General features: G+C 72.9%; 20 protein-coding genes. 9 read left to right on the top strand and 11 right to left on the bottom strand.

The features are described from left to right. Positions 1-153: 153 nt before the first annotated feature. From EDD90_RS03435 to EDD90_RS03415, 5 genes are all read right to left on the bottom strand, one after another. On the bottom strand, positions 154-1,320 hold the full coding sequence (locus EDD90_RS03435) for a serine hydrolase (protein ID WP_123971674.1): 1,167 nt from the start codon (positions 1,318-1,320) through the stop codon (positions 154-156). 156 nt (positions 1,321-1,476) lie between these two features. Next, positions 1,477-2,445: an acetylxylan esterase gene (locus EDD90_RS03430; protein WP_123971673.1), complete on the bottom strand. Its 969-nt coding sequence runs from the start codon at positions 2,443-2,445 to the stop codon at positions 1,477-1,479. 241 nt (positions 2,446-2,686) lie between these two features. Beyond that, on the bottom strand, positions 2,687-3,274 hold the full coding sequence (locus EDD90_RS03425) for a hypothetical protein (protein WP_185148898.1): 588 nt from the start codon (positions 3,272-3,274) through the stop codon (positions 2,687-2,689). 248 nt (positions 3,275-3,522) lie between these two features. Further along, a complete protein-coding gene (locus tag EDD90_RS03420; protein WP_123971672.1) occupies positions 3,523-4,293 on the bottom strand; it encodes a ferredoxin reductase in 771 nt (256 codons plus the stop codon). Then, positions 4,286-4,891, bottom strand: a complete 606-nt coding sequence (locus tag EDD90_RS03415; RefSeq protein ID WP_123971671.1) for a sulfite oxidase-like oxidoreductase — start codon at positions 4,889-4,891, stop codon at positions 4,286-4,288. The genes EDD90_RS03420 and EDD90_RS03415 overlap by 8 nt, the downstream gene beginning before the upstream one ends. 169 nt (positions 4,892-5,060) lie before the next feature. Here EDD90_RS03415 and EDD90_RS03410 point away from each other — a divergent pair, with 169 nt between their 5' ends. Both EDD90_RS03410 and EDD90_RS03405 read left to right on the top strand, forming a co-directional pair. Next, a complete protein-coding gene (locus EDD90_RS03410; protein ID WP_123971670.1) occupies positions 5,061-5,984 on the top strand; it encodes an NADP-dependent oxidoreductase in 924 nt (307 codons plus the stop codon). Next, positions 5,981-6,739, top strand: a complete 759-nt coding sequence (locus tag EDD90_RS03405; protein ID WP_123971669.1) for a GNAT family N-acetyltransferase — start codon at positions 5,981-5,983, stop codon at positions 6,737-6,739. Before EDD90_RS03410 ends, EDD90_RS03405 begins: the two co-directional genes overlap by 4 nt. Here the strand turns inward: EDD90_RS03405 and EDD90_RS03400 are convergent. Then, positions 6,700-7,101 carry a MarR family winged helix-turn-helix transcriptional regulator gene (locus tag EDD90_RS03400; protein ID WP_260328678.1) on the bottom strand — a complete coding sequence of 134 codons (402 nt, stop codon included), beginning with the start codon at positions 7,099-7,101 and terminating at the stop codon, positions 6,700-6,702. The genes EDD90_RS03405 and EDD90_RS03400 overlap by 40 nt on opposite strands. Positions 7,102-7,261: 160 nt before the next feature. On the opposite strand from EDD90_RS03400, the gene EDD90_RS03395 reads away from it, so the two are divergent. Both EDD90_RS03395 and EDD90_RS03390 read left to right on the top strand, forming a co-directional pair. Further along, positions 7,262-8,326, top strand: coding sequence for a hypothetical protein (locus EDD90_RS03395; protein ID WP_123971667.1), 1,065 nt, complete (start codon positions 7,262-7,264; stop codon positions 8,324-8,326). 43 nt (positions 8,327-8,369) lie between these two features. Next, a complete protein-coding gene (locus tag EDD90_RS03390; RefSeq protein WP_123971666.1) occupies positions 8,370-9,149 on the top strand; it encodes a putative protein N(5)-glutamine methyltransferase in 780 nt (259 codons plus the stop codon). 191 nt (positions 9,150-9,340) lie between these two features. On the opposite strand, the gene EDD90_RS03385 is transcribed toward EDD90_RS03390, so the two are convergent. Continuing rightward, positions 9,341-10,075: a hypothetical protein gene (locus EDD90_RS03385; protein WP_123971665.1), complete on the bottom strand. Its 735-nt coding sequence runs from the start codon at positions 10,073-10,075 to the stop codon at positions 9,341-9,343. 162 nt (positions 10,076-10,237) lie between these two features. After that, positions 10,238-12,319 (bottom strand): SpoIIE family protein phosphatase, encoded by a 2,082-nt coding sequence (locus EDD90_RS03380; RefSeq protein ID WP_123971664.1) that lies wholly within the window; start codon positions 12,317-12,319, stop codon positions 10,238-10,240. Positions 12,320-12,594: 275 nt separating this feature from the next. Between EDD90_RS03380 and EDD90_RS03375 the strand changes: the two genes are divergently transcribed. From EDD90_RS03375 to EDD90_RS03360, 4 genes are all read left to right on the top strand, one after another. After that, the gene (locus EDD90_RS03375; protein WP_123971663.1) at positions 12,595-13,464 is read left to right on the top strand and encodes a hypothetical protein; all 870 of its coding nucleotides are present in this window, start codon (positions 12,595-12,597) and stop codon (positions 13,462-13,464) included. A 120-nt stretch (positions 13,465-13,584) separates the two neighbouring features. Next, positions 13,585-13,953, top strand: a complete 369-nt coding sequence (locus tag EDD90_RS03370; RefSeq protein ID WP_123971662.1) for a hypothetical protein — start codon at positions 13,585-13,587, stop codon at positions 13,951-13,953. A 121-nt stretch (positions 13,954-14,074) separates the two neighbouring features. Then, entirely contained in the window at positions 14,075-16,090 is a 2,016-nt protein-coding gene (locus EDD90_RS03365; protein ID WP_123971661.1) for an NADPH-dependent 2,4-dienoyl-CoA reductase, read from the top strand. A gap of 22 nt (positions 16,091-16,112) precedes the next feature. Beyond that, positions 16,113-16,658, top strand: a complete 546-nt coding sequence (locus EDD90_RS03360) for a PadR family transcriptional regulator (protein ID WP_123971660.1) — start codon at positions 16,113-16,115, stop codon at positions 16,656-16,658. Here the strand turns inward: EDD90_RS03360 and EDD90_RS03355 are convergent. Continuing rightward, the gene (locus EDD90_RS03355) at positions 16,655-17,209 is read right to left on the bottom strand and encodes a hypothetical protein (protein ID WP_123971659.1); all 555 of its coding nucleotides are present in this window, start codon (positions 17,207-17,209) and stop codon (positions 16,655-16,657) included. The genes EDD90_RS03360 and EDD90_RS03355 overlap by 4 nt on opposite strands. A gap of 166 nt (positions 17,210-17,375) precedes the next feature. Further along, entirely contained in the window at positions 17,376-18,338 is a 963-nt protein-coding gene (locus EDD90_RS03350) for a fibronectin type III domain-containing protein (RefSeq protein ID WP_260327593.1), read from the bottom strand. A 381-nt stretch (positions 18,339-18,719) separates the two neighbouring features. Here EDD90_RS03350 and EDD90_RS03345 point away from each other — a divergent pair, with 381 nt between their 5' ends. Further along, positions 18,720-19,406, top strand: coding sequence for a glycoside hydrolase family 75 protein (locus EDD90_RS03345; RefSeq protein WP_123971657.1), 687 nt, complete (start codon positions 18,720-18,722; stop codon positions 19,404-19,406). Positions 19,407-19,716: 310 nt separating this feature from the next. Here the strand turns inward: EDD90_RS03345 and EDD90_RS03340 are convergent, their stop codons facing one another. Continuing rightward, positions 19,717-21,108 (bottom strand): helix-turn-helix transcriptional regulator, encoded by a 1,392-nt coding sequence (locus EDD90_RS03340; RefSeq protein WP_185148896.1) that lies wholly within the window; start codon positions 21,106-21,108, stop codon positions 19,717-19,719. Between the last annotated feature and the right edge of the window lie 308 nt (positions 21,109-21,416).

The raw sequence follows: 21,416 nt of genomic DNA, 5'->3' as shown, positions 1-21,416 counted from the left end.
GGCCGTGGGCAGGCGGATGACGCCTGCCGACGGGCCTCGATGACAAGACGTAGCCGTGCGGGTTCGTTGCGCGACCACATCTAGCATTGGTCTAAACCACGAGGGAAGGGCGGTCGGCGGGTTCGGCCGAAACCGGGCGGGCCTCGGCGGAACTCACAGGCTCGCGTAGACGGCGTCGACCAGGGCCGTCTTGCGCGGATCGTCGGCGATCCGCCCTCCCATCCGGTTCATCACATACCCGAGCGACACCCCCGCCTCCGGGTCGGCCAGCCCGCAGGAACCGCCGAAACCGTCGTGCCCGAACGCCCGTGGATTCGGCCCGTACGAGCCGTTCGCCCCGCTCAGCCACAGCCCCAGCCCGACCTCGGTCTCGTGCTCGAACCCCGCCCCGAGCACCAGGTCACGGCAGCTGCCCTGCCCCTCGCGCACCCGCTCCGCCGCCTCGGGCGACAGCACGCGCCGGCCGCCGTACTCGCCCCGGCCCGCGAACACGCCGTACAGCGCCGCCACCGCGCGGGCCGTGCCGTGCCCGTTGGCCGCCGGGATCTCGGCCGCCCGCCACTCCGGGGTGTTCGCCTGCGCCGCGCCCGCCGGCGGATTGCCCAGGGCCGCGATCGCCACGGGCGTCAACTGGCTGAAGATCGCAGCTTGTTCACTCTCCGACCTGACCTGCGGATGCACCAGCTCCGCCGCCCGCCCGGACTCCTTCTCCGGCAGTCCGACCGTGAAGTCGATCCCCAGTGGACCGGTCACCTCCCGCTCCAGGAACGCCCCCGGCAGCAGCCCCGACACCCGACGCACCACCTCGCCGACCAGGAAACCGTAGGTCAGCGCGTGGTACCCGGACTGCGTACCCGGCTCCCACCAGGGCTCCGTCGCCGCCAGCCGCGCGGTCGTCAACTCCCAGTCGTACAGGTCCTGGAACGAGTGCGGCTCCCGCAGACCGGCCAGCCCGGCCCGGTGCGAGAGGAGATGGCGGACCAGCACCCGCTCCTTGCCGGCCGCCGCGAACTCGGGCCAGTAGTCGGCCACCGGCGCGTCGAGGTCGAGCAGTCCGCGGTCCGCCAGGATGTGCGCGCACAGCGCCACCGGGCCCTTGGTGGTCGACCAGACGTTGACCACGGTGTCCCGCTCCCACGGCCGGGTGTGCGCCGGGTCCGCCCAGCCGCCCCACAGGTCCACGACCGTCTCGCCGCCGACCGTCACCGCGACGGCGGCACCCAGTTCCTCCCGGTCGCGGAAGTTCTCCTCGAATGCCTCCCGCACCGCCGCGAAACGCGGTTCGCAGACGCCGTGGACCTGGGGTTCGTGCTCGGACATGCGCCCTCCGTCGTACGCCGGAAAACCCGGACCGCGACGCTGCGGCCCTGGTCTCCCGAACGTACCGACTGGTCGGACTGGAGGGAAGGCCGACGGGAAAAGAGGTTCCCGGACGAACCGTTCGGCCGTCTCGCGGTGTCCCTGTCCTCCGTCGCCTCAGGCGTACGAGCCGAGCCAGCGCACCTTCGCCGCCTCGTGGTACGGGCCGCCGCCCTCGTGGTCGTTGAAGTCGTACACCTCGATCGCCTTGTCGTCGTGCGCCCAGGAGTTGTAGGCCGCGAAGACCGTGGACGGCGGGCAGGTCTGGTCCTCCAGGGCCGCCGAGAACAGCGCCGGAGCCCGGCCACGCGCCGCGAAGTGCACACCGTCGAAGTAGGAGAGGGTGCGCTGCACGTCCGCCGAGCGGCCGCGGTGCGTCTTGAGGAACAGGCCGATCTCCCGGTACGGGTGACGGTCCGTCAGGGTGGTGGCGCGTGGGAAGTCGCACAGGAAGGGCACGTCCGGGGCGACAGCGACCAGGTCCGGGACCAGACCGCCGACCGCGATGGTGATCCCGCCGCCCTGGCTGGCACCGAGCGCCACGGTCCGTGCCGCGTCGGTCAGCGGATGCGAGCGGGCCGCCTCGACCGCGCGCACCGCGTCCGTGTACACCCGCCGGTAGTAGTAGTTCTCGGGCGCGTCGACACCCCGCGTCATGAAGCCGGGGTACGCCGGCGCTCCGCCCACCGGGTCGGCGGTGCCGCCGCCACCGCCCCAGGCGCTGCCCTGGCCCCGGGTGTCCATCACGAAGTGCGCCCGGCCGGTCGACGCCCACAGCAGGTTCTCGTGCGGCAGCCCGCGGCCGCCGCCGTAGCCGATGAACTCCACGACCAGCGGCAGCGGTTCGGTGCTGCCGGCCGGAAGCCGCAGCCAGCCCTTGACCGGGTGGCCGCCGAACCCGGCGAACGTCACGTCGTACACCTCGACCGTGGACAGCCCGGTGTCGACCGGCTCGAAGCGGGCGTCCAGATCGTGCTCGCGGGCCTCCTGGAGGGTCTTGGACCAGAAGGCGTCGAAGTCCTCGGGCGCCACCGACGTGCTGCGGTGTTCACGGAGTTCGTCGAGAGGGAGGTCGAACAGGGCCATCGACAACCGCCTTTGCGAAGGGTAGGTGCGGATGATCACACCGTACGTGGGTGGTCCGACGACTCGCCAGGCCCGTGCACCGCCGGCCTCCGTGGTGACCTCCTGCCGTCCGCTCTTGATCTGCTGTCGATCCGCTGGTCAAGACGGCCGGGCGGCTCGTCGTGGACGGCGGACGGGAGATCGCGGGCGCCGGGCGGCCACAGCGGGTGGTCGGGTCACCCAGGTCGCGCCCCGGGCTGTCTCAGGCACGCCCGCGGGTCCAGTCCGGGCCGGTGCGCGCCCATTCCTGCTCCCACTCGGCGAGCCGGTGGCGCAGCGCGACCCGGCGGACGACGCCGTGCCCGAGCAGCACCACGGCCGCCGCGCCGCTCGCCCCGCAGATGCCCACGGTGACCGCGTGCTGCCAGACGGCGACCTCGGTGGGCGGCGGGGCGACACCGTGCCCCTGACGGTCGAACCACACGTCCACCACGTCACCGGTCCGGGTCCCCGCCGGCACCCGGGCCGGGGCCGTCCGTGCCCCCTTGCCGGGTTCGCTCCAGCGGACGTCCACCTGGTAGGCGTGCTCCCGGTCGCCGCCCTGCACCGACGGCAGCTGCTCCGGAATGCTGCCGACGACCACGGCCCGGACCCTGTGCCGTTCCGCCCGCTCGACCGTGGCGACCGCCCGCGCCTGATCATGGGCCCACAGGCCCACCAATGCCCCGGCCAGGGGCGCACCCACGCACAGCAGGACCGCGACGACCAGCGCGGTCCACGCCTCGACCACGTCCGAACTGCGCCGCAGCGGGTTCTGCCGCCAGCGCCAGCCACGCATCCGGGTACGCATGTCGACCTCCTCGCCGCAACGGGAGCCGAAGGGCCGGACAGCCGGTCCGCAGCTCCCAGCGTGCCCCCGCCTGCACGCGAGCGTCCACTTCGAAGTGGTACCCCGTACGGAGCAGCCGGCTCACCTGCCGAGGTCACGGAGGCGGAAACGCCCGAAGCACACCTTCCGGCGCGCGCCGCACACCCGGCCCGGCGCCCCGCGGTACCCGGACCGCACGCCCCGGGGCGGGTCGTCCGGAGGACCCGCGCTCAGCCGAACCGCTCGATGCGGATCCGGTCCACCGGCTGGCCCGCCGCCACCAGCAGCCGCGAGGCATGCTCCGCGAAACCGTTGGAACCGCACACATAGGCCTCCCACCCACCGGCCGGCTGCTCGGCCAGGAGCGGGGCCACATGTGCGGCGGCCATACGTCCCACCGGCACACCCTCCGGCGCGGTCCGGGTGAACACCGCCGTGGTCTCCGCACCCAGCTCCCGCGCGTAGATCAGCTCCTCGGGAGACCGCGCCGACACCACCAGGCGCAGCGGCACGTCCAGGGCCCGGGCCCGGTGGTGCCGGACCATCGACATCAGCGGTACGACCCCGGAACCGGCGCCGACCAGCAGCGCGGGCCGGTCGCCGGGCCAGGCGAAGAAGCCGCTCAACGGGCCGCGCACCTCGACGGTGTCACCGGGCCGGGCCACCGTGTGGAACCAGCCGGAGACCTCGCCGCCCTCGACATGGTCGAGGGTCAGCTCGATGCGCCCGGAGTCGTCCGGAGCGGAGGCGAGGGAGTAGTGCCGCTGGGCCGCGTAGCCGTCCCCGGCGGTCAGCCGCAGCATCAGGTGCTGCCCGGGCAGATGTCCCGCCCAGGCCGGCACCGCGAACCGGAAGGTCGCCGAGTGCGGGGTCTCGCGGCGGATCTCGGTGAGGGTGGCCGTCTGCCACACCGCGGCGGCCCGGGTGCTGACCGCGATGCGCGCGGGCACCGCGAAGCGAGTCGGGGGAGCGAAGCCCCCGGCGGTGGTGGTCTCAGTCACCGGAGTACCTCTGCTCCTCCCAGGGGTTGCCCCGTGCGTGGTAGCCGTTCTGCTCCCAGAAGCCGGGCTCGTCGTGGTCGAGGAGGGTGATCCCCGCGATCCACTTCGCGCTCTTCCAGAAGTACAGGTGCGGCACCAGCAGCCGGGCCGGCCCGCCGTGCTCGGCGGGCAGCGGCTCGCCCTCGTACTCGAAGGCGATCCAGGCCCGGCCGCCGGTGAGGTCCGCGAGCGGCAGGTTGGTGGTGTAACCCGTGTGCGAATAGGCGACGGCATGGGTCGCGGACACATGTGGCCGGACCACATTGAAAAACGCGTCCAAGGAGACGCCCCCGAACCGCACCCCGAACTTCGACCAGCTGGTCACACAGTGGATGTCACCCTCGTACGCCGACGCGGGAAGCGCGTGCGCCGCGGCCCAGTCCCAGGTGCGCGGCTCGGCCACCAGCCCGTCGATCCGGAACGACCAGTCGGCGGGCGCCAGCTCCGGCGTCACCTCGGCGGAGAGCACCGGCCAGTCCTCGCCCGCGTCGTACTGGCCCGGTGGCAGTCCGGGATTGTCGATGCGGGGACGGCCGGTGAAGCCTCGGGTGACGTTCATGCTTCAACCGTACGATGTCCGATCGGGTGCTCCGGCCCAGGTCAGGACCCCGATCATTGCAGCCGTGTGAACGATCCGCGGGCGCGGGAATAGCGGCCGTGCGCTCGTCCTTGCCGCTGAGTGCCGCTACCGGGACACCGGCGACAGCACCAGAGAGCGAGGAAACACGATGCCCAAGGCATACGTCTACACCAGGCACGGCGGGCCCGAGACCGAGGCCTTCGCCGAGGTGGCCCGGCCCGGCCCCGGACCCGGTGAGCTGCTGATCGCGGTGCGTGCGGCGGGGGTCAACCCCGTGGACTGGAAGCTGCGCAACGGACTGCGCCGCCCGGGCGAGGGCGAGGCGCGTTTCCCGGTCGTCCTCGGCAGCGAGGCCGCCGGAGTCGTCGAGGAGATCGGCGAGGGCGTGACCGGGTTCGCGGTCGGCGACGAGGTCTTCGGCAACACGCCCGCCGGCGCTTTCGCCGAGTACGCCCTGCTGCCTGCGGCCGTGACCGCGCGCAAGCCCGCCGCGCTGTCCTTCACCGACGCCGCCACCCTGCCGGTCGCCGCGGCCACCGCCTACGACGGCGTACGCCAGCTCGACCTGCCCGAGGGCGCGACCCTGCTGGTCGTGGGCGCCGGCGGCGGGGTCGGCGCGGCGGCCGTGCAGATCGCCCGCGCCTGGGGGCTGCGGGTCGTGGGCGTGGCGAGCGAGGCCAAGAAGGACTTCGTCGAGTCGCTCGGCGCCGTCCACGTGGCCTCCGGTCCCGACCTCGCCGAGCGGGTGCGGGCCGCCGCTCCCGAGGGCGTGGACGGCGTCTACGACCTGGTCGGCGGAGAGGTGCTCGCCGAGGCGGCCACGCTGCTCGCGGACCGCACCAGGCTGATCACCGCCGGAGCCACGCCGCAGGCCGTCGCCGCGCTGGGCGGCAGCCGGGTCGAGCGGGCCCGTACCGCCGCGGTCCTGGACGAGGTGGCCGAACTGGTCGTGGGCGGTGAACTCGACCCGCATGTCTCGCAGACCTTCCCGCTCGACCGGGCCGGCCAGGCGCTGCGCGCGGTCGAGGACGGGCACACCCGCGGCAAGATCGTGATCGAGGTCGGGATATGAGCCTCCCCGGCCCCCGCGAGGGCGACGGCACCGTCCCGCACATCCTGGACAACCCCGCCCTCGCCTCGCTCACCGGCCCGCACGCCCAATTCGCCGAGCGGCGCGGCCGCATCCTGCGCTACCCGGTCGACGTCTCCCCGTGGCTGGCCCTGCCCGACGAGCCCGACGCCCGTGACTGGGCGGACCTCGCCGCCCTCGCCGGGCCCGGCGAGGAGGTCGGGCTGCCCGGCTACCGAGGGGAACTCCCGGACGGCTGGGAGCTCACGATGGACATCGCGGGAGTGCAGCTGGTGGACGAGGGCATGGAGGCCGTCCCGGAGCCGTCCGCCGTCCGCCTCGGCCCCGCCGACGTGCCCGAGATACTCGACCTGATCGAGCGCACCCGGCCCGGCCCCTTCCTGCCCCGCACCATCGACATGGGCACCTACCTGGGCATCCGCCGCGACGGCCGGCTGATCGCGATGGCGGGGGAGCGGCTGCACCCGCCGGGCTGGACCGAGATCAGCGCGGTCTGCACCGACCCGGCGTACCGCGGCGAGGGCCTCGCGACCCGGCTCATCCGCGCGGTCGCGTACGGCATCCGGGAACGCGGCGAGACCCCGTTCCTGCACACCGGCGCCGAGAACACCACCGCGATCCGGCTGTACGAGTCCCTCGGTTTCCGCCTGCGCCGCCGTACCGCCTTCCTCGCGGCCCGGGTGCCGCAGGCGCTCGGTCAGTCCTCGCCGGTGCCCGTCGACGTCCCGGCGTTGTAGCGCTCCAGGTAGCCGGCGAACCTGACCAGGTCCTCCTCCGCCCACTGAGCCAGCCGCTCCCGGAAGGCGGCCCGGCGGCTGCGGGTCACCTGGGCCAGGATCTCCTCCCCGGCCTCCGTCAGATGCAGCACCTGGACCCGGTGGTCCTCCGGGTCCAGGCGCCGCTCGATCAGGCCCGACCGCTCCAGCGCCGCCACCTGCCGGCTGACCGTCGACTTGTCCAGCGCGTAGTGCGCGGCCAGGTCGGTCGCCCGGCAGCCGCCGCGCTCCTCCAGATGTCCGAGGAGCGTGTAGGACACCAGCGACAGCTCGGGGTGCATACGCCCGGCCGACGCCCTGGCCCGCCGCGCGAAGGTCGTCATCTCGCGCTGGATGGTCTCGACGGCTGTCTCCGTGGGTGTCACGGGAATACCTCCTCCGACGGTCTAGTTGTATAGTACAACTTGAGTCTGAGTTGTATAAGCCAACCAGTTTCCCCCGAAGGTGCTTCGGGAGAACCGGAAGATCTGGAGGTCGTACGCGATGAGGTCACCGGCACTGCGCCATGTGCTCACGCACCTGATCACCCCGCTGCTGATGTGCCTGGGCATGGGGCTGGCCTACATGGGCGCGTTCGTCCACCCGGAGCCGAACCACCTGCCCGTGGCCGTGGTCGGCGCCGGACCGAAGGCGAAGGTGTTCGCGCAGACCATCAAGGACACCGCCGGTGACAAGCTCGACGTCCGTACCGTGCCCACCCGCGCCGAGGCCGTGGACCTGCTCAAGGCCCGCAGCGTGACCGGCGCCTATGTGCCGAGCACCAGGACACCGGAACTGCTCGTCGCGAGCGCCGCCTCCGACATGGGCGCCACCGCCGTCGAGAAGGTCTTCACCCCGGTCGCCGCCGAGGAGGGCCTCCCGCTCAAGGTCACCGACGTGGCCGAACCCGTCGCCGACGACCCCACAGGACAGGGCCTGTTCTTCCTGCTCATCGCGGTCAGTATCGGCTCCTACGCCTCGGTCGCCGCCCTCGGCGCGGCCGGCGGCACACTCCCCATGCGGATCCGCGCCCTGCTGGCGCTCGGCGTCTCCGCCGTCGTCGGCAGCATCGGCGCGCTGCTCGCCGGACCGGTGTTCCACCTCGCCCACCACGACCTGGCCGGCGTCTGGGGCATGGCCTGGCTCTACTCGGCGGGCATCCTGCTCATCGGCGTCGGCCTGCACACCTTCCTCAAGCGGTGGACCACGCTGACCATGATGGTGCTCTTCGTGATGCTCAACTTCACCAGCTCCGGAGGGTTGTTCCGCCCCGAGCTGCAGAACGGCTTCTTCGGCACCCTGCACGCCTTCTGGAACGGCGCCGGTTTCGTCGAAGGCGCGCGCAGCCTCCTGTACTTCGGCAGCGACGGCCTGAGCCGGAACGTGTGGACCCTCGTGGTCTGGCTGCTGGCCGGCCTCGCGGTCACCGCGATCGCGGCGGCGTACGAGCGGGCCAAGGCGGCCCAGGCCCCGGTCTCGGCCCCGACGGCGTCCGTGGCCGTACCCGAGTCGCCGGCCGAACTCGCCGAGGAGGCCGAGGAGGAGACCCAGGAGACGGTCGGCGTCTGACGGCCGGCGACCGGCGGTCCGGACTGCGGATAGGCTCGCGGCGATGACTTCACTCTCCGACACCACCGCTGTCGTCTCCGCGCTGCGCGCCGCGGGCTGCGTCTTCGCCGAGGACGAGGCGGAGCTGATCCTCGCCACCGCCCGCACCCCGGACGAACTGGCCGCGATGGTCGACCGGCGCGCCAGTGGCCGGCCCCTCGAACACGTCCTCGGCTGGGCCGGGTTCCACGGGCTGCGGGTGCTCGTGGAACCCGGCGTGTTCGTGCCCCGCCGCCGCACCGAGTTCCTGGTCGACCAGGCCCTCGCCCAGGCCCCCGGAGCGTCCGTCGTCGTCGACCTGTGCTGCGGCTCCGGTGCGGTGGGCGCGGCCCTCGCCGCCGCCCTCGGCGACGTCGAACTGCACGCCGCCGACATCGACCCGGCCGCGGTCGGCTGTGCCCGCCGCAACATCGCCCCCTACGGGGGCCACGCCCACGCCGGCGACCTGTTCGACGCCCTGCCCGCCACCCTGCGCGGCCGGATCGGGATCCTCGCGGCCAACGTGCCGTACGTCCCCAGCGGCGAGGTCGGGCTGCTGCCCGCCGAGGCCCGCGACCACGAGCCGCTGGTCGCCCTCGACGGCGGCGGCGACGGGCTCGACGTGCTGCGCAGGGTCGCCGCCGGAGCGCCCCAGTGGCTGGCGCCGGGCGGCTGCGTCCTCGTCGAGACGAGCGAACGTCAGGCCGACGGCGCCGTCGAGGCCTTCAGCCGCGCAGGCCTGGCCACCCGGCTCGCGGTGTCGCAGGAGCTGTACGCCAACGTCGTGATCGGCGTACGGCCCTAGGTGCTGCTGCCCGGCGGATCACGCCGCGGACCGGGAGGCCCACCCTCCCCCCTCCCCCGGAGGGGCTACCGCGAGTGGCGTTGCCGCCGGTCGCCGATGTGGCCGCCCGGCGGTCGGCCCCAAGGCCCCCACGACCCCGCTCACCTCGGCCGGCAGTCACCGCGTCCTGCGCCCCGCTCCGCCGGAGGGCCCTAGGTGGTGGCCCCGCTGCCCGAGGGGCCGGGGGACGGGGAGCGGTCGCCGGGGCGCTGCCAGGGGCCGCCCCGGTCGTGCATACCGCCCCGGCCCATGCCCGTGAAGTCGCCCGAGAACGCGCCCGACGCGGTCAGCTTGCCGTCATTCCCGCGGATGCCGACCAGCAACGCCTTCGCGTCCTTCTTCAGCGAGCCGGCATCCCCGCGCACCTTGACGCCCGAGCCCACGGTCCACGTCCACGACATACCGTCGTCGCTCTTCACCGTGACCTGGTCACCGGCCACCTTCTCCACCGTGCCCCGCTGCCAGACCCGTACGACGTACTTGCCGGTGTCCGGGTCCTTGACCGTCGCCTCGCCGTGCACGCCCATGCCGCCCATCCCGAACCAGCCGTGCCCGGGGCCGTGCCCGTCCGGGGACGAAGGCGCCGACGGCGCACCGGAGGCCGCTGGCGGGGTGGCGGGGGCGCCGCCGCCGGAACCGGCGGCGAACGCCACCGTCCCGCCGAGGGCCAGCGCCCCGGCCACGAAGGCCACGGTCACCGCACGGGTGCGGAGGGACTGCCGGCGCCAGCGGTCGCGCAGCGGCGCGCCCGGTTCGCGGTCCGGCCCCGGCCCCGCCAGCACCTCCCACTCCGGGGCGGCCTGCGGAGGACGGTCGGGCATCGGCGGGATCGAGGGGTCTGTTCCGTCGCCGGCGCGGCGGTGTTCCTGCTCGGGTTCGTGCGTCACGGCTCGCTCCCATCGGCGAACGGCACGCGGCATCACGCGGCGCATGCCTCTGTGTGAAGTGTGAGAGCTCGCTGATAAGAACCTGGTAATCGGTCCCTGTGAATCCGATCGACCCGCGTTCGACGCACCCGGATCCGGTGCGCCGGCCACCGGTCCTCGCTGCTACGCCAGTTCCAGCGCCCGCGCGATGAGCAGCGCCACGTCGTCGTGGTTGTCCGGGTGGTGCAGCTCCCGCAGCAGCAGGTCGCAGGCCTCCTCCAGGGGGCGGCCGGGGTCGTCGAGGAGGTCCAGCAGCGCGTCCAGCCGCTCGTCCAGGGAGTGGCTGCGGGTCTCCACCAGACCGTCGGTGTAGAACACCAGCTCGTCGCCGGGTTCGAAGTCCACGGTCGTCGTGGCGAACGGGACCCCGCCCACGCCCAGCGGGACCCCGGTGGGAAGGTCGAGGAGTTCCGGCGGCCTGCCGGGGCGGACCCGGGCCGGGGGCAGATGGCCGGCGTTGGCGATCCGGCACTGGCGCAGCTGCGGGTCGTGGACGGCGTACACGCAGGTCGCGATGGAGTGGTCCAGACCCGAGGTGGTCTTGTCGAGGTGCTCCAGCAGGACCGCCGGGTCCAGGCCCAGGGAGGCCAGGGTGTTGGTCGCGGTACGCAGCCGGCCCATGGTCGCGGCCGCGTTGATACCGCTGCCCATCACATCGCCCACCACGAGCGCCGTCCGGCCGCCGTCCAGCGGGATCACGTCGAACCAGTCACCGCCCACCTCGACGGTCTCGCCCGCCGGCTGGTAGCGGGAGGCGACCTCCAGGCCGTTGGTGACCCTCGGGTGCGTCGGCAGCAGGCTGCGCTGCAGGGTCAGCGCGGTCGTGCGGGCGTTCTGGTACCAGCGGGCGTTGTCGATCTGCACGGCCGCCCGCGCCGCCAGTTCCCTGGCCAGCAGCAGATCGTCGTCGTCGAAGGACGCCGGATTGCGGGTGCGCTTGAGGTCGAGGGCGCCCAGCACCTCGCCGCGCGCGATCAGCGGTACCGCCAGATACGAGTGCACCCCGGCGCGGCCCAGCAGCACGGCGGCCTCGGGGGAGGCGGCGATCCTCGGCAGGTCCTCGTCCTTGACCTGCCGGACGACGACGGCCTCCCCGGTCCGTACGCACTCGGTGATCAGCCGGTCCGGCGCGTACCGGGCGACCGTGCCCGGCGTGTCGGCCGCCTGGACCGCGTCCGCCTCCTGCTCCGCACGCACGGCGAGGGCACGGATCAGCGCGGGCTCGGCCGGGCCGAGCGTGCTGTGGGGCCGGGCCTCCACGACCGCGTCCAGCAGCTCCACGGACGCCACGTCCGCCAGCTCCGGCACGGCGACGTCGGCCAGCTCACGGGCGGTGCGGTCGAGGTCCAGGGTGGTGCCGATGCGGGCGGACGCGTCGGCGATGACGGCCAGCCGGCGGCGCGCGTTCTCGGCCTCGACACCGGCCCGGAACGCCTCGGTGATGTCCACCACCGAGGCCGCCACGCCCAGCACGTTGGTGAGGGCGTCCTCCAGCCGGTAGACCGACACCGACCAGATGTGCTCCTCGTCCGGGTCGGCCGGCGTACGGCCCACCGCGGACTCGTCGATGACCGGCTCGCCGGTCCGCAGCACCCGCAGGTAGGCCGACTCCAGGGTGTCGGCGTCCAGGGAGGGCAGTACCTCGCGGATCGTCCGCCCCACATGCTCCGCGGCCGGGACGCCGTTCATCCGCTCCATCGCCGGGTTGACCGACACGAACCGCAGATCCGTGTCGAGGACGGCCAGCCCGATCGGCGACTGCTTCACGATGCGCTCGGACAGCGCCACGTCCTGCTCCAGCCGGCGCACCGTCGACTGGTCGGCGGCGAGCCCCAGCGCGAACACGTCGCCGTTGTCGTCCATGAGCCGCATGTTGCGGAACTCCACCACATGGGTGGTGCCGTCCTTGTGGCGGATGGGGAAACCGCCCGCCCAGCTCTGCCCGGTGCGCATCACGTCCGAGAACAGCTTGCCGACCAGTTCGATGTGGCGTTCATCCACCATCAGCCGGGCGGCGTACTGCCCGAGCGCCTCGTGGGCCGGATAGCCGAACAGCTCCTCCGCCTGGGGGCTCCACAGCACGATGCGCCCCTTGGCGTCCAGCACGACCGAGGCCATGCCCAGGACGTCGAGCAGTCCGCCGGGCCGCACGGGCCCGCGTACCGGCTCCTCGCCCTCGGCCGCCGAAGCCTCGGCTGGACTCATTGCACGCACCGCCTTCGAACTTCCGTACGGCACGTCGTCCCCCGTGCCGACTCCCCATGTTCTATCGCGCTCACACCCGAATCTCCGACGCCGCCGCCGACTTTTCCACCATCTCTCAACACGACGGCATCCGTACGGCGAAGTGACCACGGAGGCGGCAGTGACGTGATTTCACCTTCCCGTCTCCGTCATTGGTCTGTACATGTCGACCGGGTCGGCGCCAGACTGGCCGGCGCACACACCTCCCACCCCCCAGTACCGAGGAGTAGGCTTCCATGCCCGCGTCCACCCGGCAACGTTGTCGCGCAGGCCTGACCGCCCTGATAGCCCTCGCCGCGACCTTCGCCCTGTCCACCGGTACGGCCTCCGCCGCCGACACCTGGACCGAGACCGGCTCCGACCGCGCCGACCCGCTCACCGAGAGCCAGGGCCTGACCTCGGTCGAGGTCCCGGCCAACAGTGCCAACCGGTACACCGGCATCGGCACCATCCCCGTCAGCGTCTCCAGCCGCGGCTGGAACCACGTCGGTGACCCCGACGAGTCCTACGACGGCTACTACGTCGAGCCGTACCAGGCGGACTCCGGGACCGCCAAGATGTACCGGGTGCAGGCCCCCGACGGCACCTGGTCGGAGTACACCCACACGCTCGCCTCCGGCGAGGCGCTCAACAACTCCTGGGACGCGATCTCGCCCGACAGCCAGTACATGCTCTCCGGCGAGTACGGCACGATGACCCGCTTCCTGGTCTTCCCGGCACCGGGCGCCAACAAGAGCACCTCGCCGTCCGCGAACCTCCCGCTGGCCTCCGTGGTGAACCTCGACCACGCCGTGCGCGACGTCCAGGGCTGCGACTTCACCGGCGCCACCACGCTGCTGTGCTCCTCCGACGACCCGGACGGCAGCCTCTTCGGCTACACCAAGCCGCTCCTGCAGATCGACCTGTCCGCCAAGCCCGGCACGGGCAACGTCACCGGTCATGTCACCGCCCTGCGCCAGCTCCCGCTGCGCAGCTCCTGCTCCGGCACCTACGAGGTCGAGGGCATCGACTACGACCGGCGCACCGGCACCCTGCGCGTCATCGTGATGTCGCCCGGCTTCTGCATCCTCACGGACAGCAAGACGTACAAGTTCACGCGGAGCTGACTCCTTCCGTGTGCGCCGGCGGGTGGTGCAGCGCCCGTGAATCGGTGCTTTTCTGTTGGCATGGCGCGGTTCGCGGGGGACCCGTGACACCGCGCCATCGTCATGAGAGGAGCGATCACGATGGTCCCTGAGCGACTGCACGAGGAACCCGTCTCCCTCGAGATCAGCGGCTGCAGCAAGGAGGACGCGCGGATCGTGTTCGACGCGCTGTGCCAGTGCTTCGAGTCCGACCGGGCCGCCGAGGACGTGCCACAACAGCTCCACGAGACCCGCCCGATGGTGTGGCTCGGCACGTTCGAGGTCACCGACGCCCACGAGTGCACCCCGCCGCCCCGGCTCACCGCCTCGGTCGAGGCTGACGCGCAGGGCGGCTACTGGGCGATCAGCCGGCTCCACACGACCCTCGACTCCCTGTTCGCCGTACGCAACCTGTCCTCCGCCTCGGGGGACCAGGAGAGGGAGCTGCATGTGCTGCTCGAAAGCCGGTGACCGGACTGTCCGAGAGCGGCGTGGTGTGTGACAAGCCACTGTGAGCCTTTGTGCAACTAGTTGCATAAACCGTGCGCGGTCCTCTACAACTACGGTGACGACACCGCGCACGGAGGCCCAGATGAGCCGTTACCCGCACCTGCTGAACCCGCTCGACCTGGGCTTCACCACGCTGCCCAACCGCGTGCTCATGGGCTCCATGCACGTGGGCCTGGAGGAGGCCGAGCGAGGCTTCGAGCGGATGGCGGAGTTCTACGCCGCCCGGGCGCGCGGCGGAGTGGGCCTCATCGTCACCGGCGGTATCGCCCCCAACGACGAGGGGCGGCCCTACGAGGGCGGCGCCAAGCTCACCACCGAGGAGGAGGCCGGGCAGCACCGCGCCATCACCGAGGCCGTGCACCGCGAGGGCGGCCGGATCGCCATGCAGATCCTGCACTTCGGCCGCTACGCCTACCACCGGGACCTGGTCGCCCCCAGCCCGCTGCAGGCCCCGATCAGCCCCTTCCCGCCCCGCGAGCTCACCGACGAGGCCGTCGAGCGGACCATCGACGACTACGCCCGCACCGCCCGCCTCGCCCGGCAGGCAGGCTACGACGGCGTCGAGATCATGGGCTCCGAGGGCTACCTGATCAACGAGTTCATCGCCGCCCCGACCAACCGGCGCACCGACCGCTGGGGCGGCTCGTACGAGAACCGGATGCGCTTCCCCGTCGAGATCGTCCGCAGGGTGCGCGAGGCCGTCGGCGACGACTTCATCATCGTCTACCGGCTCTCCATGCTGGACCTGGTCCCCGGCGGCTCCTCCCTCGACGAGGTGATCACCCTCGCCAAGGCCGTCGAGGCCGCCGGGGCGACCATCATCAACACCGGCATCGGCTGGCACGAGGCACGCATCCCCACCATCGCCACCTCCGTGCCGCGCGGCGCCTACACCTGGGTCACCAAGAAGCTGATGGGCGAGGTGTCCGTCCCGCTGGTCACCACCAACCGCATCAACACCCCCGAAGTCGCCGAGGAACTGCTCGCCGACGGCTACGCGGACATGGTGTCCATGGCCCGCCCGATGCTCGCCGACCCCGACTTCGTCGCCAAGGCGCAGGCCGGTACGCCCGAGGCCATCAACACCTGCATCGGCTGCAACCAGGCCTGCCTCGACCACACCTTCAGCGGGAAGATCACCTCCTGCCTGGTCAACCCGCGTGCCTGCCACGAGACCGAACTGGTCCTCGCCCCGACCCGGCTGCGCAAGCGCGTCGCGGTCGTCGGCGCCGGCCCGGCCGGCCTCGCCTGCGCGGTCTCCGCCGCCGAACGCGGCCACGACGTCACCCTGTTCGACGCCGCGAGCGAGATCGGCGGCCAGCTGAACGTGGCCCGCAAGGTCCCCGGCAAGCAGGAGTTCGACGAGACCCTGCGCTACTTCCGCCACCAGCTCGACGCCCACGGCGTCGACGTACGCCTGAACACCACCGTCGAACCCGAGGACGTGACCGGCTACGACGAGGTCGTCGTCGCCACCGGCGTCACCCCGCGCACCCCCGACATCCCGGGCGTCGACCACCCCCGCGTCCTCGGCTACCTCGACGTGCTGCGCGACGGCGCGCCCGTCGGCGACCGCGTCGCGATTCTCGGCGCCGGCGGCATCGGCTTCGACGTCGCCGAGTTCCTGACCGACGGCGGCGACAAGGCGAGCGAGGACCCGTCGACGTACTTCAAGCACTGGGGCGTCGACATGGACTACCAGGGCCCCGGCGGGCTCGCCGCCCCCGAGCGCCCCGCGCCCCCGCGCACCGTCCACCTCCTGCAGCGCAAGGAGAGCAAGGTCGGCGCCGGCCTCGGCAAGACCACCGGCTGGATCCACCGCACCGAGCTCAAGCACCGGGGCGTCACCATGGTCCCGGGCGTCCGCTACGACCGGATCGACGACGCCGGACTGCATGTCACCGTCGACGGGGAGAGCACCGTCCTGGAGGTCGACACCGTCGTGCTGTGCACCGGCCAGGAACCGCGCCGGGGCCTGTACGAGGAGCTGGTCGCCGCCGGCTGCAACGCGCACCTGATCGGCGGGGCCGACGTCGCCGCCGAACTGGACGCCAAGCGGGCCATCAAGCAGGGCACCGAGCTGGCCGCCGCCCTGTAGGGGCCGTCCCTAGGATGAGCCCATGTCACTCCCGCACGCGATCCTCACCGCCCTGCTCGAGAGACCGTCGTCGGGCCTTGAGCTGACCCGCAGGTTCGACAAGTCGATCGGCTACTTCTGGTCGGCGACGCACCAGCAGATCTACCGCGAGCTGGGACGACTGGAGGCCGAGGGCTACATCCGCGCACTGCCGGCCGAACAGCCGGCCCGCGGGCAGAAGAAGAGCTACGAGGTCCTGCCCGCGGGCCGCGCCGAACTGGCCCGCTGGACCGCCGCCTCCCAGGACCCGAAGCCCATCCGGGACGTGATGCTGCTGCGGCTGCGCGCGGCGGCGGTCGTCGGCACCGACGGACTCCAGGCCGACCTGCGCCGCCATCTGGAACTGCACCAGCGGCAGCTGGCCGAGTACGAGGAGATCCAGCGCCGCGACTTCCCGCCGGGCAAGGACGCCCCCGAGGACCGGCTCCGGCACCTGGTGCTGCGGGCCGGCATCGATCTGGAGACCTTCTGGACGCAGTGGCTCACCCACGCCCTCCAGGAGTTCGGGGAACTCCCCGAGGGGTCCTAGAGCCGGTAGGGCTTCGAGCGCTTGCGCAGGTACCAGCCCGTGGCGATGACGCCCGTACCGACCAGCGCCGCGCCGATGCCCAGCGTGAGCGGGCCGTAGTCGCGGGCGGCACCTCCCAGACCGCCCATCACGCCCCGGGCGGGCGCGGCCGGCCTGTTGGCGGACGAGGTCGTCGGAGGAGCGGGCACGGCGGGGGCGGCGGAGACGATCACCGACTGGGTGCCCGCCGTACCGCCGTTGGAACAGACGACGACCACCGTGTAGGTCCCGGGCGACACACCCGACCAGGCGGCCGACTGGCTCACGGTGGTGCCCGACAGGGCCACCTGCCGCCCCTGGGCGAACGAGGCCTGGCTGCTGTTGAGCAGCGAGGCGTTGCCCCAGCTGCCGTTGCTCTGGGTACAGGCGCTGGTGACCACCGAGACCGTGGTGCCGGTGGTGCTCACCGAGATGCCCGAGACCGCGTCGGACGGGCCGGCCAGCCAGGCCGGGAGCGCGGCGGCGGCCGCCAGGGTCAGGCCGGAGCGGAGGAGAAGTCGTGTAGTGCGCATTGGCTGCCCTCCGGCGGCACGGTTGGCGGAACGTCCCTTGCGCCGCCGAGGATCGGGAGACTCCCGTGCTGCCTCAGGTTCAGCGAAGACGGCCCCCGCCCGCCCCGCATCCGGAGGGCGACCGGTCAGGTGACGCGCTCCGCCGGACGGTCACGCGCGGGGCGGGTCACGATCCCGTCGGCACGGCCCGCTCCACCGACCACCCGCCCCAGGTCCCGTCGGGCAACCGCGCCCGCAGCCGCACATGGTGTACGACCCCATGGTCCCGTCCCACATAGAAGCTGTAGGCGGAGCGGCCTTTCGGTGGGGTGCCGCCCCACACCAGCGAGGTGGTCGCCGTGCCGTCGAGCCGGATCTGGTACTCCGTGACCACACCGTCCACGCGCGGCGGGTCCCAGGCCAGATCGAGGTAGTACGCGCCCGCCTCCGCGTGGCTCTTCGAGGTGAACCCGGTCGGCGCGGTGTCCCGGCCGTCGTCGCCGCCCGGCGTGGTCAGACGGACCGCCGAACTCGCCGGCGAGAGGTTGTCGGCGGCGTCCCCGGCCCGGACCGTGAACACATAGCGCGTGCCCGGCCGCAGCCCCGTCACCACGGTCGCGGTCTGGTTCCCGCCCACACTGTGGATCCGGGCGTCGCCCTGGTAGACGTCGTACGACAACACCGCCCGGTCGTCCGTCGAGGCGCTCCAGGACAGCTGCACCGCGCGACTGCCCACGGCCCGGCCGCTCGGGTGTGCCGGACGGGTCGGCGCCGAGCGGTCCGCCGCGAGCAGCGCCGGTGTCGTCGCCCGCACCCCGGGGCTGCCCGGGCCGAGGCTGCCGTCACCGCCCCGCGCCCGCACGGTGAACACATACACCGTGGACGGCCTGAGCCTGGTGACCTCCACCATGTGCTCCGAGCCGGGCACTTCACCGACCTTCGTGGTGCCGCGATATACCTCGTAGGCGCGGATCCCGGCACCGTCCGGCAGCGCGTTCCACATGACATGCACGCTGGTGGCGCTCCCGGCCGCCGCGGTGACCCCCGTCGGCGCGCCGGGCAGCCGCCCGCTGTCGCCGTCGGCGGTCCCGCCCCGGCCGCAGGACGTCACCGACAGCAGGACACAGACCACGACGACGGCTCGGCGCACGGTTCCGCCTCTCCGGGGACGGCAGCACGGCAATGGTCCGGACCAATATGGCCTGCCCGGCATGCGGACAGCAAGAGGGCCGTATTGCAGACGTCGGGCCGGAGTTACGTATGCTGAACGTACTGCGGCCGAACTTCCCGCGGGAGCAGGGAAGTTCGCGCCTGTGGCGCGGAACGCTGTCGTCGCTGATCCCGCGCCGACGCGGGCGGCCGGGGCGGCCTGGGCTGACACCGGCTCAGCGCCCCGGCCCCCGGCGGATTCTCACGGAGTGTCAGTTTCTTGCTCCGTACGGCCCTGTGGAGCCTCCGCTTGCTGGCCCGGGGGCCGGACCGGCACCAGATTGGGTGACTTCATGTCCCCCCACGGAGAGGGTCCCTCATCGTGCGTGTCCAGTTGCTGACGCTGGCCGCGGCCGGCGCCGCCCTGCTCGCCCCGACCACGTCGCCCATCCCCGTCGGCCCCCTCATGGCCCCCGGCGCACGGCACCGGATCACCGCCACCGACCTGCTGGACCAGGTCCGCGACTGCACCCAGGTGTCCAGGGGCCGCTACCGCACCGACGCCGGTACCGCCGCCACCGTCCCCGTGTGCGACACCGAGCAGGCCGTGTTCTGGAAGGCTGACCTCGACATCGACTGCGACGGCCGGCCCACCGCCCACTGCAACCGCGCCGCCGATCCGGCCTTCTCCGCCGCCACCGCCTACCGGCAGTCCGACGGCCGCCATCTCGACGCGGAGACGCTGCCCTACATCGTCGTACCCGCCCCCAGCGGCCGTTGGGACCACCGTGCGTCCGGTGTCCGGGGCGGTGCGGTCGGCGCCGTGATCTACAAGGGCCGGGTGCAGTACGCCGTCGTCGGCGACACGGGACCGCGCGACATCATCGGCGAGGCTTCCTACGCCACCGCCCAAGGCCTCGGAATCAACCCCGACCCGCGCGCCGGCGGGGTCCCCTCCGGAGTCACGTACATCGTCTTCAAGGACTCGGTGATCAAGCCGATCGAGGACCAGGCGGAGGCGGAGGCGGCGGGGGAGCGGCTGGCGGCACTGTTCACCGGGAGCGACTAGACCGGTCCCGGGCAGGGGCACCGGGCGGCCCGGCCGCCGACCGCGGGCCGGGAAGCACGCGACGCCGCCCGCGAGCCGGGGACGACCCGAGCCGTCCGCGACCCTCCGCCCGGCCCGGGAGAGACCACGGCATGCGCCCGAACGGGACGGCGTGTCCGGGACGGTCCCGGCGCTCACCCTCCGGACGTGGCTCCTCGCTCGGCCGCCGCGGCCGGCCGCCCGCGCGGCCCGCTCGACGGGTCCCGTGCGGGGAACCCTTCCCCGCCTCCGGTGGGCGGGCGCGGCTTCACGCGGCGATGCCTAGGGGTGCCTAGGGGGTGTCCGCCTTGGTCCACGAGTCGCCGCCGAGGAGGTACCAGTAGGCGGGCCGTCCGCCGCTGCCGCTGGTGCGGAAGGGGCGGCCCTGGTCGTCGATCCGGACCGTGCCGTGGCGGGCGCCGCTGGACCAGTTCAGTTCGAGATACCAACTCGTGTCGTACGCGGCGGCGTCGGCCCTGACGTAGAAGACCATCGGGTCGGACTCGCTCACCTTGATCGGGAAGCCGTGCTGCCCGTCCTTGGGCACCACTGCGGGACGGGCGGCGTCGAGGTCGATGCCGAAGGAGCCGGTCGACACCCCGCCGCCGCAGCCGACGCCCATGGTGTAGTCGGTCCAGGGGAGCGGCGCCCTCCTGCCGGTCGTGCGGACGGTCAGGCTGTCCAGGACCACGGTGCCCGCACCGGAGCCCTGCACGGTGAGCGTGACGTACTGCTCGGCCGCGGAGACGGCCCCCTCGGCCGCCACCCACGCGGGCGCGTCGTTCTCGACGGGCGGCGGGGCCACATGGTCCGGCGGTGCGTCGACCAGATAATGCTGGCTGCACTGGTCCTCCCAGCTGTACGGCCGGGTGTGCACCGTCAGAGGCACCCCGGTCGAGGTGTCCGCGCCGGTGGCCGACGGGGTCGTGCCGGCCGTGCCGCCGGGCGATGCCTTGGCGGTGTTCGTGGCCCGGTCCGTGGCAGAGGCGGAGGCTGCGACGGAGACAGAGGGCGAGGCGTGGGACGGAGACGCGGAACCGGTCCGGCCGTCCGTGCCGCGCCGAGCGCCGGCCGTGGCGGAGGCGGCCCCGGCCGACCGGTCCCGGCTGTCGTCGCCGCGTGACGGCAGGGTCGCGGTGAGCGCGACCACGCTCGCGACGGCGGCCACCGCGATCCCGGCGAGGACGGGCCCGCGGTTGCCGCGTCGTCCGGCGGAGGCGGCGGGCCTGCCGCCGGGGAGCAGGACAGGGCTGCCCGGAGCCGATTCGGCCGCCTCCGGCACCGGCGCAGGTTCCGCCGGGGACTCGGATCCCTCCGACGGCCCCCGAGCGGCACCCCGAGGAGTCTCCCGGGGTGCCTCAGCGGCAGCGGCAGCGGCAGCCGCAGTCGCAGTCGCTTTCGCGTCGTCGCCCGACGCCTTCGCGCCCGTCCGTCCCCGGTCCGCGTCCGCCAGCACCCAGCGTCGGTGCAGGTCGACGAGTTCCCCGGGCGACGCCTTGCACAGCCGGGCGAACCGCTCGACCGGCCCGTAGTCGGTGGGCACGGCGTCGCCGTTGCAGTAACGGTGCAGCGTCGACGCGCTCATGTGAAGTCGTCTGGCCAGCGTCCCGTAGCTGTGCCCGGAGCGGTCCTTCAACTCCCGCAGCAACTCGGCGAACGCGGCCCCGGCAGTGCCGTCCGACACCGTTCCTCCCACCCCCTGCCCTGTCCCCATGCACCGAAGACAGGTCCTCATGCTCCTGCGTCCCGGTCCGCCACGGGAGGTGGTGGCCGGGTCGCGGTACCGCACCGGTCGAGACCATCCAAGCATGAGGTCCGGGGAAACCCGCACACCAACCGATGCGCATCGGCTGGCAGTTCGGGGTTGACCCGGCCGACGGCGTGGTGACGGCCGTGGACTGTGCCGGTGTGGCCGTGACGAAGGAGACGTGCGAGGCGCAGGCCGGCCGGGCGGCCCGACGCCTCTCGGCCCTGACGGTCCGCAACCGGCCG

It is taken from the genome of Streptomyces sp. Ag109_O5-1 (assembly GCF_003814875.1).
Classification (GTDB): Bacteria; Actinomycetota; Actinomycetes; order Streptomycetales; family Streptomycetaceae; genus Streptomyces; species Streptomyces sasae.
Note: the sequence above shows the minus strand (reverse complement) of the source record. Positions and strands in the feature narration are given on the sequence as shown.